The organism is Brucella sp. IR068 (assembly GCF_049065885.1).
Taxonomy (GTDB): Bacteria; Pseudomonadota; Alphaproteobacteria; order Rhizobiales; family Rhizobiaceae; genus Brucella; species Brucella intermedia.
The window spans coordinates 45,026-62,277 of the sequence record NZ_JBAKHE010000013.1 but is presented as its reverse complement, the minus strand read 5'-3'; the positions used below and the strand labels follow the sequence as shown (position 1 = coordinate 62,277).

The window sequence follows — 17,252 nt, the reverse complement described above, 5'->3', positions numbered from 1 at the left end:
AAATGACAGAACAGGCAAAAATCGCCCTCGTTACCGGTGCAAGTCGCGGTATTGGCCGGGCCATTGCAATCGGCATGGCCAAACGTGGCTTCGATGTTGCTATCAACGACATCGAGCGCCAACAGGATGCCTTGCAGGAAGTAGCGCGCGCAATCGAGGCCACAAGCCGGCGGGCTCTGACCGTCTATGCTGATGTGAGCAACAAAGCCCAGGTAGAAGCGATGGTCAGCAATGTTGTTGATGTGTTCGGCCGCATCGATGCTCTCGTAAACAATGCCGGGATTCTGATCGCCGGTGATGTCGAGCACCTGAAGGAAGAGCACTGGGACAGTGTGCTTGATGTCAACGCAAAGGGTACGTTTTTGGTCGTTCAAGCAGCGCTTCCTCACATGAAGCGGCAGAAATACGGTCGCATCGTCAATATCGCCTCCATCGGCGGCAAGCACGGTGCGCTTGGACAGGCCCATTATTCCGCATCGAAGGCTGCCGTCATGGGCTTCACCCGCGTTCTGGCCCTGGAGGTCGGCACGTATGGGATTACGGCCAACTGCATTTGCCCTGGAATTATTCTGACGGACATGGGGCGGGTCAATCTGGATGATGCCGCCGTGCGCCAGGCGTGGCAGGAAAAGACGGCGATGCGTCGTATCGGCGATCCGGAGGACGTTGTTGGGCCGGTCGCATTTCTGGCATCTGATGATGCCGCTTTTGTTACAGGACAAAGCCTCAACGTCGATGGCGGTATCGTGTTGAGTTAGAGGGGGATTGGAAACGGGAAGCTTCTTGAGGCAGTCAGCAGGCCCCTATCGCGAAATGATCGACCTTGGCTCAATCTTCGGAAAGAGAGGTGTCCAGAACCTTTTCGATCATTTCTTTTGCAAGCTGCACAAACATATCCGTTTTCTCGCGCCTCTGATCGAGGCAAGCTTCGAGCCACAGACCATCCAGTATGGCGTGCACACAAATGGCGGCGCGTTCGATTTCCGCAGGGGTGAACGCGCGTCCTTCGGCGGTGAAAACTTCGGCGAGAAGCGGCTCGGTTGCCCTGCGAAGGTTTGCATAGCTTTCATCGCGCACCGCCATGATCATCGGATCCACGCGATTCTGACTGATGAACGTGGCCCAAAGCGACAGCATCCGATCATCGGAGGCTTGCCCTTCCAGTGTTGCCTTGATGAATTGCAATAGCCGCTGATGCGGTTTCCCCTCTCGCCCTTCCAATATCGCCATGCTGGAAGCGGTGATCAGCTCCATTGTACGACGATAAGCTTCGACGATGAGATTGGCCTTGTTCTCAAAGTGATGGCGTATCAGCCCGTTTGTTACGCCCGCACGAGCGGCAACGGCACGCACGGTCGTGGCCTGAATCCCGACCTCGGATATACATTCCAATGTCGCTTCAATCAGTTCGCGTCGGCGTTCGCTTTCTGGGGCGCGTTTGAACAGGCTCGTCATGAAGCGCAACTCTCCTTTGGATTATCTCTCGCATATATGAGGGCAAAGGCAAAGCATGGAGACGCACTATTATGCACTTGCATAATAGTGCGTCTGTGTATAGCTTTCAGCATAAAGAACTGCTCAGGGAGAGTTTCAACAGGGCGGCAGGGATATCTCTTTGGCCCCCGCTTGCAGAGCGTTTTTAGGCTCCAAAGTGTGTCGAGCGGAGGCTGAAGACTTTGCGTGAAACACAAACCAATAGTGATTAACCGGCAAAGCGAAGCTGCGCTTTCCGGAACAATGGAATTATGCCCATGCGCGACCCGCGTTACGACATACTCTTCGAACCCATCAAGATCGGTCCGGTCACCGCGCCTAACCGTTTTTATCAGGTGCCGCATTGCAGCGGCATGGGTCATCGCTATCCCGACGCTGATCGACATATGCGGCGTATGAAGGCGGAAGGCGGTTGGGGTGTCATTGCCACACAGGAAACCGAAATCCATCCCACTTCCGACATAACGCCGTCCAATCAGGGCAGGCTGTGGGACGACAAGGACATTCCTCGTCTCATCCAGCTCACGGAGGCTGTGCATGAGCAGGGAAGCCTCGCAGCCATTCAACTCGTGCACAACGGCATCCACATCGCCAACCGACTGACGCGACTTTCACCGATCGGACCGTCCGACATTATGGTCGATGTGGAAGATCCGGTTCAGGCGCGCGCCATGGATAAAAGCGACATAGCCCAATTCCGCAAATGGCATCGCGATGCGGCCTTGCGCGCCAAGCGTGCGGGCTTTGACATCATCTATATCTATGCCGGTCACGACATGACGCTTCTGCAGCACTTCCTGCTTAACCGTTATAACAAGCGCACGGATGAATATGGCGGCAGCTTTGAAAACCGCCTGCGTCTGTTTCGCGAGGTGATTGCCGATACGCGCGACGCAGTAGGCGATAAATGCGCCATTGCGGTGCGATTTGCCGTAGAGGAGTTTTTGGGCGCGGAAGATCTGACCCATGACGGTGAAGGACGCGATGTTATAACAGCGCTGGCCGACGAACCCGACCTGTGGGACGTTAACCTTTCAAATTGGTCGAACGACAGTCAGACCTCCCGGTTCTCGCAGGAAGGCTTTCAGGAGGAGTTTGTTTCCTTCGTAAAACCTCTCACCTCGAAACCCGTCGTCGGGGTAGGGCGTTACACTTCCCCCGACGCGATGGTGCGTGCAATCAAGAAGGGCATTTTCGATCTGATCGGCGCAGCGCGGCCATCGATTGCCGATCCCTTCCTGCCAGCGAAAATTCGCGATGGCCGTATCGACGATATCCGCGAATGCATCGGCTGCAACATCTGCACGGCAAGCGATAATACGGTTGCCCCGATGCGCTGCACGCAAAATCCGACGATAGGCGAAGAATGGCGCAAGGGCTGGCATCCGGAAATCATTCCGCCCCTGCAGAAGCAGCAATCGGTGCTCATTATTGGCGGCGGCCCCACCGGGTTGGAAGCGGCGCGCGCCATGGCGCAGCGCGGCGCGGAGGTGGCGCTGGCTGAGGCTACACAAGAGTGGGGTGGTCGCGTTACGCAGGAATGCCGCCTTCCCGGGCTTGCTGCCTGGGGCCGTGTGCGGGATTGGCGCCTTGGCCAATTGCGGCAGGCATCCAACGCGCAACTTTATCTTGATAGCCGGCTTAGCGCGGAAGATGTTCTTTCCTTTGGCATCCCGCACATAGCAATCGCCACAGGGGCGCGCTGGCGTAACGATGGTGTGGGGCGGGTTCATCGTGACCCGCTCGATTATCTCGCAGAGGGGACGACAGTCGGCGTCAATGCACTGCTCGAAAACGGCGTGGCTGCGCTTGCGAACGATGGTCCGGTCGTCGTCTTCGATGACGATCGTTATTATATGGCGAGCGTTCTTGCCGAGCTTATCGCTTCATCAGGGCGATCCGTGACTTTCATCACTCCTGCCTCGATTGTCGCGCCATGGACAGAACACACGCTCGAACAGATTCGCGTGCAGCGTCGCCTGATTGAAAAAGGCGTTGAGATTATCCCGCTGCATCAGCTTGCAGGACGGACGAACGATACGCTCAATATCGCCTGCTCCTATTCCGGAAAAATACGGACGATCGACTGTGCGACGCTGGTTCCGGTCACCTCACGCCTGCCAAACGATCAACTCTGGCATGATCTGGTAGCCTTGAAACATCAATGGATGGATCATGGTTTGGAAACCGTCGAACGCATTGGGGACTGCCTTTCTCCCGGTATCATCGCGACCGCAACCCATGCAGGGCATGGCTATGCGAGAAGCCGAGGTTCCCAACCAATGGAAGCTGATTACGATATTTACCGGTGAGGATTGCTAGAGTTGGCGCTGCGCTTTCCGGCTTTTTATTGGTGAGAACAAAACCGTGGGAGAACGTCCTGATGATTTTGGCGAACTTCCTGTTAGTCGCACCGGAACTCTATTCATCGGTGCTGGCTTGATATTGTTAATTCCGCCGGAATTCGACCATATTCCGGATTGAACGCTTCGAAGATGCTGGAAGCTCGCTGAAATTGTGCTAGCCAATGCCAACTGCGAAACCCAATGTTGTTTGTCAGCCGGAGCGTCCGCGTAGTGGTGCTGGCATAATGACTATGTAGGTTGCACTTCATCCAAGTAATCAGAACTGGTGACGGGACAGTGGTGTCAGAGCCAGCTGATGGTGGTCTACCGGATGCTCGCTTGGTGAGGTTTCCTGACAATTTGTCTCCTGGCCTCATAACTTCTTAGCGGGAATACTTGCTTGCGCGTGTGTCGCGGCGAACATCCTACTAAAGGCTGCCGAGACACTTCAGTGTTCAACGATGGCGCATCACTTGCTTCGCTGCTCGAAATTCCAATCGCAGCCACCAGAACCGGGATGCGGCACGAGTGATACGGTGTGGGTGCGAGTTGACTGGAAATCTCGCTCCAAGGTGCCACATCGCCTGACAAAAGGATAGCACCGTGCGGCTCCGAATATCGGCGTCATCCAATCCAATATGTAAGCGCAGATCGGCGCTGCATCGCATAACCCAAATTGCTTCCTAGCAAGACTGCTCCGCCTTCAGCGTGGTGTTCAATTTGCCACAAAAAACCTCGGCGCGGGGGCTGCCGAGGTTGCGCCGGAAAAGCGGGGGCTTCAACAGCGCGTTTTCATCATGTCACAATCCAGGGAATATGCAACCAGCTGCCAAATCGCTTAAAGCGTCCAGCCGTAAACCGCGAGAGCTGCCCCACCAACGGCACCAATCACCGACCACCCAACCATGCTAATACCCATGAAGCTGTGATAAGTGTCCGCTGAAATTTTCTTGAAAGCTGCGGCCACAAAAAGGTTTGCAGCGGCACCGACGATCAGACCGATACCGTTGGCGACGTAAGCGGCTGGATGAAGCGCCATGCTCTGCATGAAATACGGCCGCAGTAGGAAAGTCGCTCCAAGCATCCCTGCAATCAGCACAAATACCGATACCATTCCGAAGCCTGACCATCTTACGAGCATTTACTGAATTACCTTTGTCTTGAGGGGACGTATGGCGATAATGACGCTTGCTCGTTGGTCGAGCAACCCACCGCTAGACGTTTCCTCAAGAAAAACCGTTCGTGTCCTCACTCCATCATCGAGTTTCAGGCACGCAATCCAACAGACAAAATAAGGAGAATACAATGGCCAAGGGAACCTTTGCTAAAGCGATGCCGCCTGTCTCCTCGGAAGAGGACGGATACGTCGACCGTCCGAAAGAGCCGGCGGCGCGACGAATATGGGCATCACGCTCTCTACGCTGTCCGCCTGGAGGGGCGAAAGGTATCGAAAGTCGAGGTGAAGGCTCTGGCCAAATCCAAAGCAATGGATATCTACCGTGAGAACTACTTCAGAAGATTGTCCGCGTCGATCAGGACAGCGTCGTCGGTCGCGCCCCTGTTCGGCCTGATCTAACCTCAGAAGTAGGTCCAAAAACTGATCCGCACTCTCATCTGAAAAGTCCGTTGCCAGGCGCAATTCCAAAGTTTGGGCGATTGCTTAGGCAGACTGCAAGGTCCCCGGTATCACGCCGATTGCGCGCCGTGCTTTAAATGGTATTTTTTGACTTCTTTCATAACCTGTGACGTTAAAGACGGTTGAAACTCCGCGAAGTTGGGCGGTGGATGGACTTAACCGTTATAGCTAGCGAACTTACGGATTTCGCTGCGATTTGCAGCGCGAGCACCTGTTGGATCTTAAGCCGACTGATCTAAAAATGGGGCTCCGGATTCTTCCGAAGCCCTTCTTGCGTAATGTCGCTCTTACCTGCGATAGGCTAAACCACCCCAGATGCGGCCTTCGTCACGATGACGACCGCCATGGACCGCACCGATGTACGCGGCCACGGCTGCAACGAGCGCAGATGCCGCAAGGAGGAACGCCGTCAGAATACCAGTTATTCTGGCCTTCTCAGCTGCGTCGGCTGCCTTTGCTTTGACTTCTTCCGCGGTTTTTGCAGCCTGGGCCTGAACGTCAGCAATCGCCTTTTTCGCTTCTTCCACTCTGGCCTGAGCTTCGGTGCGCAGTGCCTGCACACGCTCTACGGACTGGTTTACACGCGCCTGTGCGTCGGTTTGACTAAGGCCAGTTCGACTAGCAACCTGGTTAGTGAGCCATGTACGATCCGCGTCGGAGATTTCACCCGTGCTTAGGAGATTTCCGAGGATACCACTGACTTGACGTTGGAAATCCGCCATATTCTGGGCTTCCTGGCCAACCACCGAGCTACCCTGGCCATCCGTGCGCAGGAGACTATCCGTGAGGTAATCCAACGGGTTTGTTTTCAAACCCTCTGGCAACATTTGTTCAACGGATGGAGCAGCCGCTTGACCTGCGCCCTGGGCTAACCCGGACACCGCTTGCCCGGCGCCTGAAGCAAGTCCACCAGCTAATTGACCAGCACCTTGCGCAGTTGCACCAGCCACAGTTCCTGCGGTCTGCACAGCGGTTTCAGCGGCACTTCCAACTGCTTTTGCGCCGCCGGAGATAGCGCTAACGAGCAACAGCGTCGATATGATTGTGCCAAGGCCCCATACAACGAGGCCGTTTAATCCGTCTCGAACGGTCAATTCATCGCGTGTAGCTGTCCCAGCAGGTCGCCGCATTCTTCCGGTGATGTAGCCACCAAGCATGTAGGAAGCGACCATTGATATGATCATAAAAAGCGCAGTGACCACGAGCCAAACTACGCTTATGTCTCCCCCTTCATCGACGGAGAATGAACTTAAACCGAGACCACTGGCAAAGGTGGTGAGGACAGCCATAACACCAGATGCGACTGTGGCGCCAGCGAAGATGGCGGCCCAGTCAACGTAGCCGCGATCATTCGTGTTTTCTACAATAGTTGGATCTACCATCAGCGTAATCCCAGAAAAGAGAGGATGAACAACACGATAACGACTAGACCGACTAAATAGATAATGGAGTTCATTTTGAGTATCTCCTTTCGACAAAGAAGCAACCGGCTTGCAATTCTTTATTGCGGCGGGTTTTTCTATCTGTGACAACTCGCCAGCCACCAAAAAGTTTCAGCGAAAGGCGATTATTGGTTTGATCAATCTTTCGATCGGTCAGGGTAGGGCTCTTTAGGTACCCGTATATTAGGATTGCCCGGCGCGTTTGTTTGCTCGTGCGTGGGTTTCTCCTGATGGTCCCTCGGTTCGACCGGTGATGGGTCGGTTGCGTCCTTTTCCCGTACCAGATCGGGATCTGACCATGGATTTTTCTTCTGGGCCATTTTGCTCGCTCCAAAGCCTATTTCGTCTTGCTGGTTTCTTTCTTCAGAGAATTCCGCAGTGCATCCATGATATTAATGACATTGCCGGTGGCTGGTTCCGTTTCGGCCTTTTTGGACTTTGCTTTTACCGGTTTCTTCAGCGACTTCTTTTTGTCTGCGATTATGTCGAGGAGGCGTTCCTGCACTGGATCGTGAACCAGGTCGGGGCTCCAATCTCGTGTTTGCTTTTTTATGAATTTCTCAATCAGAGGAAGCGCATCGGAGCCGGCTTTTTCATTGCCGATCCTTGCAAAATATAAATCCTCGTCGCGTACTTCATCGCCATAGCGCAGCGTCCAGAGAACTATCCCTTTACCTCTGGGCTCCAGCATTACAGCCCGCTCACGACGAGACAGGACCAGCCGGGATATACCCACCCTATTCTCGGCTTTCATTGCTTCACGAATGACAGCAAACGCCTCCTCGCCGACGGGATCGCTCGGGGTTAGATAATAGGGAGTATCGAGCCATATCCATCCAATGCTCTCGCGTGAGGTGCACCCCGCACGCGCCGATACCCGTAACGAACCCGTGTCTGACAGATGTTCTTGTTCCCGACCTTCAGTTCAGCCTGCTCGTCGCGCCTTGACTTGTAGACATAAAGTGACCGGTCAATCTTGAGCACCGAACAGGCGCGTTGTACCGAGACTTTCCAATCCGACTTAATAGTGTCGACAAGCGCTCTTAATGGGATGGTTCGCCTCGTCCTTCCACCCCACATAAGGGAGACGAACAAAAAAGGGAGGATCGTCATGAGCGTTCGTAACAAATCCCGAGAAGCAGCCGTATTGCGTCGACATTGGCAAGAACGTGTTCCACGTCGTCGGATTGGACCCTGCTGGTCATCATCCAATACAAAAGGCGACTTTCCGGCGTGACACTGTCCTGCAATTCTTCGAAGGAGCTACGCCGACAATCGTTGGAATAGAGGCATGCCCCGGTTCACCGTGGCTGGCGAGGAAGCTCCAAGGCTTTGGCCACACAGTTCGAATTGTTGCTGCAAAATTTGTGGAGCCCTTCGTCAAATCCAACAAAAGTGACATCATTGATGCCGAAGCTATAGCCGGGGCCGTGACACGGCCAACAATGCGGTTTGTCGAGGTGCGTACGTCTGATCAGATCGATGTTCAGGCACTGCATAGAGTACGAGGTACGAGACCGCCTCCTGGCTCAGCGCACCAGGGTTATATGCCAGATGCGCGCCTTCTGCCTCGAATACTGCATTGCGATGCATCAGGGGCGGGTAAGTTCAAGGCGGACATGCCGAGGGTCCTGGAGGATGAGGACAACGACCTGTCGGCACCAATGCGGCAGTTGCTTATGTCTCTCTTCGAGGACATTCGCTATCTTGAGCAAAGAATTGCTGAAGTGAGCCGTCAGATCGAAGCAGCGGCCAACGCGGACGATACCGCCCGTCGCCTCATGACTGTTCCCGGCATCGGGGCATTGACTGCTACTGGGCTATTGGCTGCAGCGGGAACGGGTCGCCAGTTCAAAAGGACTCGCGACATGGCCGCCTGGTTGGGACTTGTTCCGCGAGGGCATTCAACTGGAGGGAAAACCACATTACTGGGTATCAGCAAGCGGGGAAGGTATATTGGCAACAGAGTACATGGCCTATGCAATATAATCTCACAGCGAAGCGTCTCCTATTAAGTAGATGAGAGGCTGTTGAGCGATGGATTATGGTCAGTTTCTCATTACAATAGCCGCGACGCCCTCCCGCTGCGCCGTTTGGCGTTGTTGTAATAGTTGGAGGCCTGCTGGACGGAGCGATGGCGGGATTGTTCCATGGCTTCGGGCAGCGGAATGCCACGATTGGCTGCTTCGGTGAGATAGCCGGAGCGCAGGCCGTGCGCGGAGAATTCACTTGCATCGAGACCAGCCATTTGCGCGCGTTGCTTGACGATCCGGTTGACCGCGCTCGGTTCCAGAGCCCGCGCGGAAACGTTGCCCCAACGATCCACTTTGCGAAACACGCTGCCCTTGTCGATTTTGGCGGCTTCCAGCCAGCGCGTGAGGGCTTCGACGGGTCGTCCGGTCAGATAGACCATCTCGTCCTGATCGGCGCCACTGGTTTTGGTCCGGCCGAGATGAATGGCGAGCGAGGGGAGGGGAGAACCATCGTCGTCAGTGACAGGCACCTGTTTGACAAACTGTTCTACGCGCAAGCCCGCAATTTCACTGCGCCTTCGTCCGCCCGAGGCAAAGGCCACCATCAGGATGGCCCGATCCCGCAAAGCGGTGAGATCCTCGCCGGAACAGGTCGCCAGCAGCTTGCCGAGGATATCACCAGTGATGGCGCTGGCACTCTTGCGGCTTGGTGGTCGGTTAATGGCGCGGACCGCAAGCCTGATCGCCGATTTGACGGCCGGTGACGAAAACGCCCCTTCCAGGCCGCGCCAGCGGGTCAGCGTCGACCAGTTGGCCAGACGCCGGCGCACGGTTGCCGGCGCATGCGGTCCGGACACACGCAGAAAGCCTTGGCTGCGCAATACCTGCTCCACAGTGGACGGCATGCCGTGCTCGGGTTCGATTTCGCGCTGCTGCGGCCGCCACAGATGATGGGCCACGAAGTTCAGGAGCAGGGCTTCCGGTGCGGGAAAGGGGAGGGGTCTGCCGGTTGCGGCCATTGACCAGGCTTCGAGATAGGCCAGGTCCGACGTCAGGGCCCGCAGCGTGTTTTCGCCCATGCCTTCATTGACCAGATGACGCAGCGTTTCGACATCCTCATCCGTCAATATCCCGGCGAGCCTGCCGCGGCGGCTCAGCGGCAGAACAGCCGCTATCGTATCTAAAGTCTCGGTGCGTTTTTCAATCGAACTTGACGACGAGCTGCTCATTTCGGCAGTCCGTTCTCGTCATATAGTTCATCGTGGTTCGAAGTCTGGTGCGTGTTTGCAGGCCTTCCCTTAAGCGCCAGCGCCCAGACTTCATCCCATGTGCCCTGGCCGTTCTGCGAAATTGGCACGATCGCGGCAATAGGATCGCCAGCTCGACAGATGACAACCTCGTCATCGCGCAAAACGATGTCGATCAGTTCCTCAAATCGCTCCGCTGCCTCGGCAATGTCCACGAATACCTTCCCCGCCACTGCCCTTACCAGACGCGCTCATGCAGAATCGCGTCGAAGGCCAGATCCGTCGAGATGAAAGTGCAGTGCTCAAGCCGCGCCTGAGCGGCGAGAATCCGGTCCCACGGATCGCGATGTTCCCAATCAAAATTTGCTGCAAGTTCGGCATGCAGATCGGTGATGGCTAGTGTTTGCAGGCCGCTTTCCGTGACGGCTGCCCGCAGTTCCTGGGGCTTGAGATCAAGCTTGTTCAGGCGCATCTTGTTGTCCAGTTCGTAGAACGTGACCGCACTGACGAGGATAGCATTTGCCTTGTCCTCGATCAGCGATCGTGCCTTCGTGGACAGGCGATCACTACCGATTGTCCACCAGTAGACGGCGTGGCTGTCGAGCAGGATTTTCATTGCGTATTTTCGCTATTGTTGGATTTGCCTTGCCAGACGCCGGTATCATCATTCCAGTCGCCGGCATCGATCGCCGCCTGCTCTGCATCAACTGTATCGAACAGGTTGTCGGGCAGGCGACGATGGCGCAACAGGCCAAATGGGCGCTTGCCACCGTCAGCTGCTGGACCGATGCGGGCGTAAACTTCGTTGCCACGCATGATGACGATCTCTTCGCCCTGGTTGGCGCGATCGAGGACTTCGGCGAAATTCTTGCGGGCTTCGCTGATCTTGTAGCTTGTCTGGGGCATCGGGACCTCCGAAATTGGCCGTACGCCATTGATACCATTGTTTTACAGCACGTACAAGTGCCTCGTACATATCACCTTCGATAAGAGGTACTTATCGGAGGTTATTAGCCCATCCCGACACCATCGCCAGTGCCGGACAGTAAATATTCTCTGGTGTCCGTTTGAAAAATTGTTTACAATAAATTCAATGCGTTACGATCTCGACCAATTGCCTCTGAAGACCCTGCTGTCATCGTTGGCCCGTGCCAGTGAAGCCCTGGCGCGTCTGGATGAGCGTCTTGCTTCTTCGCCGGTCGGCACAGGGCTGATCGAACGGTTGCATTTTGCCGATGCCTGCGCCTCGCTGTGGCTCGACGGCGAACTCGTCGAGATGGAAGATCTCGTCCTGCATGAAGCAGCCCGCGATATCCGCTCACCGAGCCACGCCCTGACCATTGCCCGCGATGTGTTGCAGACAAGGCGACGCATCGTGGCGCAGGCGCCCGATTGGGCGCTGAGCCCGAACGGTTTGCGCAGCCTTCGGGTTGGCGGGCAGGCGTGGCCTGCACCATCGCCTGGTGGGGGCATCGCCGCGGAGTTCGAAAGCGCTGTGGTGCCGAATGCGACGGTCGATGGGCAGCATCGGAACGGGGAGGGGAGAAAAAATCGTCTGGATGACGGGCTCGACCTGCCCGGCGTTGATCTCGACGCCATCGACGCGGTGCTGGCACGCTCCGAAACGGTTTTGGCCAGGGCGAAGGAGCCAGAGTGGTTGCCGAGGAGGGAGGCGGACCCGCTGATCCGCGATCCCGACTGGGATGAAGAGGAACGGCTCGACGAATGGCGGACGGTGTTACGTTCGATCAGCGATTTTCCGCCGGTGCTGCAGGCCATCCTGGCACTCGATGCCTGGAACGAGCTCGCGGTTTTGCAGCGGGCGCCGTGGCTTGGCCGCTTGCTGGCCGCATCCCTGCTTCGGCGCGAAGGTCTGACCACGAAGGCGCATCTGCTCGCCTTCAATGCCGGCCTGAAAACCATCCGTGTCGAACGGCGGCGTCATCGCAATTTTGATACCCGGCTACTCGCCAGTCTCGACGGGCTGTTGGCCGGTATCGAGCTCGGCTTCAAGGAGCATGACCGGCTGCTGCTGGCACGCCAGATGCTGGAACGGCGGCTGAAGGGCAGGCGGGCCTCGTCAAATCTGCCGGGACTCATCGAGCTGGTGCTGGCGAGGCCACTGGTTTCGGCGGGGATGATCGCCACCGAACTCGACATCACGCCCCGTGCCGCACTTCGCCTTGTCGAAGAGCTCAATCTGCGCGAAATGACCGGCAGGGGGCGGTTTCGGGCGTGGGGAGTGATTTGACACGTGTCTGACCCAGGCGCTTTTGAATGATTTTGCACGAATTACGAACGAAATATTTTAACATACTTAGCGACAAGCCGAAGGAGTTGCTTCACCGAAGCGATAGTTAGCAGCAGCGTAAGGGCGAGCGTGAGCACGAACATTGCTTTGACGTCGTCAAACGCCCACTCGGCGTGATGATGCCATATTTCAATGATGATGGCCGCCCCTCGTGGTGCCAGTATTGCGATTGAAGCTAGGGCCGCGAATGCAAGCGGCAAAGCCTTACTCAGTATAGCACTCACAATCTTCGCTCGTTGAGGTCCTCGATCGTCAGGGTCGGCAGCGGGCTTTAGATCAAGTGCAGCTGTTACATCCGGTAGCCAGAGAGTGTAGAGAGCGGTAAGGACGGCCAGTACGAGGCTTGCCGCGGATATGGCGTCAGACAAATGATTTGAAGTGCTCATGGATAAAGATTCTGGAGTTCAATGAAGGCACCATTTGCCACAAGATATGTGTCAAAAGTCCCCGGCTTACGCCTAATCGGGCTGCGCGGGGCAACAGCTGCAGACAGCTGAGCGTTGAGCATTTCGATCACTACAGCGTTTGGAAACCGTGCGACTCGCTCAGCGCCGTCTTCACCTTCACAAGCTGCGATAAAACGGCGGGCCGCCGCCTCCATTGTTTCTTTCAGACGCGCCCGATGTCGGGATAGCGTTGTCCGCAGAAGCGCTCGGCCTTGCAAACTCGTAAGATTAAACAGACGGGCGATGTGCTCGTCTGTTGGGAAGCTTTCGGTAGGCAACGCACGTAGGATTTCCGCCAAACGACGCTCGCGCATATCTGCCACCCCTGTAAGGGCCTGGCCAGCGAACATTTCAACGTATTCTCTTAGGGCTGCCGGCGCATACAGCTGGAGAATTTCTCCTACATCTTCTTGGGCGCAGCCCAGTGTGTCAGCGAGAACCGCAGCATGATCGTCGGACAAATCGAAACTAAAGTTTACGAGAATTTCGGGCATCGTTTATCCTTCAGGCCAATGATATGGCACGAGTGCGCTATCTCCCCGCCACTCCCTCACGATAGAGTCTTCAAACCAATCGTCAGTGAGGTGCGCGTGATCAAGAACGATTACTTGGAAGTCCGGCTTGATCTCTTGGCAAGCATGGGCCATCAGCTTGAATAGGGCTTTGACGGCAGCCCTGTCAGCATCCTTTTCAATCTGCTCGAGTCCGCCTTCCGAGATATCCGGCGGATAGTAGGCTTGTGTGGGCTGATCGAAAATGAGGAAGCCAGGTACGGGGCGGTCCCGTTCGCGAAGCCACCAGTGGATCGCAAGGTGGCTGAGCACGTGATAGCCCACCCAGTTTTCGCCACTTCCCATTCGGTTCAATGGGATTGGGCCATCAACAGTGTTGGCGACCACCGTGAGCTTCTTGACGTCCAATCGCAGCGAGCTGCCGTTATGTTCCAGGTCAAGCAGCTCGGAATAGTCCGTCATCTTCTGGCTGATGAAGCTCAGGATCGTCTGCAGTCGCGATTCTATATCGTCGCTGTTGATGCGGGAGCGAACCGCAGCAATCAAGCCTTTGATCTGCTCGATCTCCGCTGCAAGCTCCAGATCGTCCCGATCCGGCGCCATCGCTTCAAGAAATTCCGCGAGCCGACCAAGGAAGCGGCCGCGCGACACGATCAGGTCCTGACGGGCTTTGGCGGCCTCATCATCGAGGACAGCGCGCTGGAGTTCCCTTTGAACCAGCTTCAGATTGTCGGTGGCTTCGCCAATCTTGCTTTCGAGATCAGCGATATGCCGTTGGATATGGGGATTGTCGCGATAAAGGCCATCAAGCTGGGTGCTGACCCGCCGCAGCGAGTCCCGGACCTGCGTAACGCGTGGAAGAGGGGACTCCAGATGCGAATCGCAGAAGGGGCATTGGTCCGGCGATTCGATGTCGGAGTTGAACAGCTCGATGCTCTTCAAGCGGGATCGCTGTTCGCTGACCTCGCGGGAATATTCGGTCTGGTCGGAGAAAAAGGCTCGTGCGGCTCGAATGTCCTGATTGAGATCTCCCAGACGCTCCTGAAGCGTGCTCTGCTCCCCACGGAGGCGCGCAATGGTCTCGCCGAAATCGGATGTGAGGTCGGGTTGATCGATAGCGCTCTCCCCGATCCTTGCCAGGAAGGCGAAAACACTATCGTCCACAGCCTGATAGTCCTGTCGGATCAGTCCGACCTTCTTTCCTTCGTTCAGAATCCTCGTCAATCGCGACCGGCTGACATCAACTGCCTGCACGTGCTTAGCCTGCTGAGCCTCTAGAAGCCGCAACTTCTTTTGGAGTTCGTCCAACTCCGCGAAAAGCCGGAAATGATCTTCATCGACGGCACCGAGAAAATACGGGAGGGTGTCTTTCATCGCTTGAGGCAGGAACTGCTCATTCATCCGATGGAAGAGCTGGTCCTGGCTGGCGATGGTGTTCTGCTTCTGGAAGCAAAGGAAAAGCGCGTGTCCGATATCTGCTTCCAATGGCGGTCGGGTGCCTGAAGTTGGTCGGTGCTCATTCTCCTGGATCCCCGCAAATCGCGTCACGAACTCCTTGAGGCTCTCCTCGGTGGTGTTTTTCGTTATCTCATCAAGGGAGGGATAGGCGAGGTTTTGACCGCGGCAGAAAAACACCTTGGAACCCGTGCCCGCGCCCGGACCTGGGTTGTCACGGGCGATGAATACCTCGTCCTCGCCCTTGGCAATGTGCAGACCGAACCATGACACCTTCTTGCGGATTGTTCCTTCGGCGACATTGTAGCTACCGCGACCAAGGCAGTAGTCGACGATATCAATGATCGCCGATTTGCCGGTCTTGGATTTGCCTGTGATAATATTCAGACCGGTTTCACGAAACGGAACGATCTGCTGTTCGCCGACGTGGCTATAGATGACAATTGCCTTGATAATGAAACTCATGGACGTACTCCCAACGCCGCTGCGATGGAGGTTTCAGATCCGGATTTTGCAAGCCATCTACCCATGAACTTTGATCTATCTATGATTTCTTTAGTTTCTGCAGTGGTGTCGTCCAAGAACGACTTTGGAAAAGTTGCACGGCGTTCGCCGGCCCGAAGGTTTCCCTCATCGTCGACAGTAATCGTCTTTGTCGCGAACCCGAAGAGCACGCTCTCTTTCAAATAGGGCGTCAGGTTCTGCGCTCTCGACGCGAATCCGATGAGCAGATCCTCGTTATCCTGAATCCACGCATATAGTGATGTGACCGTCGAATAAGGCAGCCGCTCCCGGCTGCTTCGATGCAAGGCGGTCGATAGCGCAATAATCAGCAGGAAAAGCGACGCTCCATCACGGCCATCCTTGGTGAAGCCGCGTAAAAATTCGTGCGAAAGCGCACAGAGAAACGAGGGGCCGAAGAGGTTTGCTTCCTCAGGAGGGCGTCGAGCCCAGGTATCAAGCCGAGGCATCATCAACTCCGACCGAAAGATGATCTATGTAATTCGGATGCCATCCGACCTTCACCCGGTCAGCTAATCCATGGAATGATCCCGCCGTGATCCACGTCTCGATCACATTGCGGAATTCGATCTGCTGCTGGCTTGCCCAGTGAAATACTTTTCGCCCCATCGCGTTCTTCGAAGCATCATCGGCCGTGTGGGCTTCGCCACACTCTTCCTCGAATTTGCGCTCCCAGGAATCCTGGAGCTTTGCCTCATATCGTGCGACGTCGCCGTCAAGGAGCAGGTTTTCTCTCGCCCATTTTGATCGCTGAGTGTTCGACCGATAGAAGTCCTGAATTCCGCGCTTTATCGCCGTCTCCGACAGCTGGATTAGACGCATCTGCTTGACGTAGGTCTCGTCTTCGTCCTCAATCGAATAGGGCCGCTCGCCGAACTCGCTGGGATCGCTCACAGGAAGGCCAACCGGTCCGTAAAATGAGGCGAACTCCTGTGCCTTGATTGCTATGTGCTGGACCGGAATATCGGATGTCTCGGAGCCAACGAGGCGTTTCGCAACTGCGCCAAGCCACCAGCCTTCGAGCGATTGCGCGACCTTGTCGGCGGAACTGGCCGACAGGATGCGAAGCTCGCCTTCGACTTCGTCGAGAACGTTGTGCAGATCTGGCGCGCCATCCACCACGGTAATTGTGGCGAGCAACACATCGGCTTCCTCATCGGTTAAGGCTAGAAAGTCGTTACGGCCCGCCTCCGATGTTTTGTTGGTTGATGTGCGCGCGGCCGTTGCCAGTCGCTGTCTTGCCATCTGACGTTCCGCAGGTCCGCAGCCGGCGCGTAGCATGGCGAGGCCCCCATCATCAGGCGCTGTCGCGGTCGTAATGAGAAACCGCCGCGTATCGGCATTCGAAAAGGAGCCTGCCTTTAGTTGTGAAATCCAGATGCGAAGGGTTTTCCAGACATCGACACTGTTATCCGTGACGTCCTTCGGACCGATATGATGCTTGGCTTGGACGACGCAATGCGCGAGATCTTCTTCATGGAAAGCTATATCGTCGAACTTTTCGATCGAGATATGGCAATTAGGTTTAATCTTCATCTCACGGATCGCAAGCAGTAGAGCGAGCCGACATTGAAAAAGATAACCGGCTAGCGATCCTGATGCATCATATTGATTGGATTTCTGCAAACGACGCCCCCACGAAGTTGATGGAGCCAAGATAAACCAACCTAACGAGGAAATTCTACTAATAAATTGTGGGTTTCCACGGTTGCTGATGCATTTTCTGCACCTCTCACAGTAGGTGCCAGTTGCCCATATCGCACTTAGCCGAAAACAGCTGCGAAGAATCTTGAATGGCAATCAATTAATTTCCGGCCATCGTTTAGCGTATTGTGCCCAGAGTGAATTGTTCGCAACCGCTACGATCAG

16 protein-coding genes and 1 pseudogene are annotated in these 17,252 nt (G+C 55.7%); 4 read left to right on the top strand and 13 right to left on the bottom strand.

Going from position 1 to position 17,252, the window contains the following annotated elements; all coding sequences use genetic code 11:
• Window positions 1–2: 2 nt before the first annotated feature.
• Window positions 3–758: an SDR family NAD(P)-dependent oxidoreductase gene (locus tag ACOWVS_RS18955; RefSeq protein ID WP_006469769.1), complete on the top strand. Its 756-nt coding sequence runs from the start codon at window positions 3–5 to the stop codon at window positions 756–758.
• Window positions 759–828: 70 nt separating this feature from the next.
• Here ACOWVS_RS18955 and ACOWVS_RS18950 read toward each other — a convergent pair whose 3' ends face one another.
• Window positions 829–1,455 carry a TetR/AcrR family transcriptional regulator gene (locus tag ACOWVS_RS18950; RefSeq protein WP_039853426.1) on the bottom strand — a complete coding sequence of 209 codons (627 nt, stop codon included), beginning with the start codon at window positions 1,453–1,455 and terminating at the stop codon, window positions 829–831.
• A gap of 290 nt (window positions 1,456–1,745) precedes the next feature.
• On the opposite strand from ACOWVS_RS18950, the gene ACOWVS_RS18945 reads away from it, so the two are divergent.
• Window positions 1,746–3,806, top strand: a complete 2,061-nt coding sequence (locus tag ACOWVS_RS18945) for an FAD-dependent oxidoreductase (RefSeq protein ID WP_075041741.1) — start codon at window positions 1,746–1,748, stop codon at window positions 3,804–3,806.
• An 871-nt stretch (window positions 3,807–4,677) separates the two neighbouring features.
• On the opposite strand, the gene ACOWVS_RS18940 is transcribed toward ACOWVS_RS18945, so the two are convergent.
• The 3 genes and pseudogenes from ACOWVS_RS18940 to ACOWVS_RS18930 all read right to left on the bottom strand — a co-directional run.
• On the bottom strand, window positions 4,678–4,953 hold the full coding sequence (locus tag ACOWVS_RS18940) for a hypothetical protein (protein ID WP_006472882.1): 276 nt from the start codon (window positions 4,951–4,953) through the stop codon (window positions 4,678–4,680).
• 809 nt (window positions 4,954–5,762) lie between these two features.
• Window positions 5,763–6,857, bottom strand: a complete 1,095-nt coding sequence (locus ACOWVS_RS18935; protein WP_006472883.1) for a hypothetical protein — start codon at window positions 6,855–6,857, stop codon at window positions 5,763–5,765.
• A gap of 397 nt (window positions 6,858–7,254) precedes the next feature.
• Window positions 7,255–7,773, bottom strand: a pseudogene (locus ACOWVS_RS18930) (Ku protein); the annotation flags it as partial.
• Window positions 7,774–8,086: 313 nt separating this feature from the next.
• Between ACOWVS_RS18930 and ACOWVS_RS18925 the strand changes: the two are divergent.
• Complete coding sequence (locus tag ACOWVS_RS18925; RefSeq protein WP_006469782.1) at window positions 8,087–8,932, top strand: IS110 family transposase; 846 nt, start codon at window positions 8,087–8,089, stop codon at window positions 8,930–8,932.
• 44 nt (window positions 8,933–8,976) lie between these two features.
• On the opposite strand, the gene ACOWVS_RS18920 is transcribed toward ACOWVS_RS18925, so the two are convergent.
• Genes ACOWVS_RS18920 through ACOWVS_RS18905 form a run of 4 tightly spaced genes read right to left on the bottom strand, consistent with a single transcriptional unit; the run spans window position 8,977 to window position 11,043 of the window.
• Window positions 8,977–10,119 (bottom strand): site-specific integrase, encoded by a 1,143-nt coding sequence (locus tag ACOWVS_RS18920; protein WP_006469783.1) that lies wholly within the window; start codon window positions 10,117–10,119, stop codon window positions 8,977–8,979.
• Window positions 10,116–10,352, bottom strand: coding sequence for a type II toxin-antitoxin system Phd/YefM family antitoxin (locus ACOWVS_RS18915; protein ID WP_006472886.1), 237 nt, complete (start codon window positions 10,350–10,352; stop codon window positions 10,116–10,118). Before ACOWVS_RS18915 ends, ACOWVS_RS18920 begins: the two co-directional genes overlap by 4 nt.
• A gap of 23 nt (window positions 10,353–10,375) precedes the next feature.
• Window positions 10,376–10,753 (bottom strand): type II toxin-antitoxin system VapC family toxin, encoded by a 378-nt coding sequence (locus ACOWVS_RS18910; protein ID WP_006469785.1) that lies wholly within the window; start codon window positions 10,751–10,753, stop codon window positions 10,376–10,378.
• Entirely contained in the window at window positions 10,750–11,043 is a 294-nt protein-coding gene (locus ACOWVS_RS18905; RefSeq protein WP_006469786.1) for a type II toxin-antitoxin system Phd/YefM family antitoxin, read from the bottom strand. Before ACOWVS_RS18905 ends, ACOWVS_RS18910 begins: the two co-directional genes overlap by 4 nt.
• A gap of 178 nt (window positions 11,044–11,221) precedes the next feature.
• On the opposite strand from ACOWVS_RS18905, the gene ACOWVS_RS18900 reads away from it, so the two are divergent.
• Window positions 11,222–12,388 carry an RHE_PE00001 family protein gene (locus ACOWVS_RS18900; protein ID WP_075041759.1) on the top strand — a complete coding sequence of 389 codons (1,167 nt, stop codon included), beginning with the start codon at window positions 11,222–11,224 and terminating at the stop codon, window positions 12,386–12,388.
• Between the two features lie 41 nt (window positions 12,389–12,429).
• On the opposite strand, the gene ACOWVS_RS18895 is transcribed toward ACOWVS_RS18900, so the two are convergent.
• From ACOWVS_RS18895 to ACOWVS_RS18875, 5 genes are read right to left on the bottom strand one after another with little or no spacing between them, the layout of a single operon-like run.
• Entirely contained in the window at window positions 12,430–12,834 is a 405-nt protein-coding gene (locus ACOWVS_RS18895; protein WP_075041739.1) for a hypothetical protein, read from the bottom strand.
• Window positions 12,831–13,388 (bottom strand): hypothetical protein, encoded by a 558-nt coding sequence (locus ACOWVS_RS18890; RefSeq protein WP_075041738.1) that lies wholly within the window; start codon window positions 13,386–13,388, stop codon window positions 12,831–12,833. The genes ACOWVS_RS18895 and ACOWVS_RS18890 overlap by 4 nt, the downstream gene beginning before the upstream one ends.
• A 3-nt stretch (window positions 13,389–13,391) precedes the next feature.
• Window positions 13,392–15,326, bottom strand: coding sequence for a DUF3732 domain-containing protein (locus ACOWVS_RS18885; RefSeq protein ID WP_075041737.1), 1,935 nt, complete (start codon window positions 15,324–15,326; stop codon window positions 13,392–13,394).
• Window positions 15,323–15,832 (bottom strand): three component ABC system middle component, encoded by a 510-nt coding sequence (locus ACOWVS_RS18880; protein WP_075041736.1) that lies wholly within the window; start codon window positions 15,830–15,832, stop codon window positions 15,323–15,325. The genes ACOWVS_RS18885 and ACOWVS_RS18880 overlap by 4 nt, the downstream gene beginning before the upstream one ends.
• Complete coding sequence (locus ACOWVS_RS18875; RefSeq protein WP_075041735.1) at window positions 15,819–16,919, bottom strand: ABC-three component system protein; 1,101 nt, start codon at window positions 16,917–16,919, stop codon at window positions 15,819–15,821. Before ACOWVS_RS18875 ends, ACOWVS_RS18880 begins: the two co-directional genes overlap by 14 nt.
• Window positions 16,920–17,252: the final 333 nt, after the last annotated feature.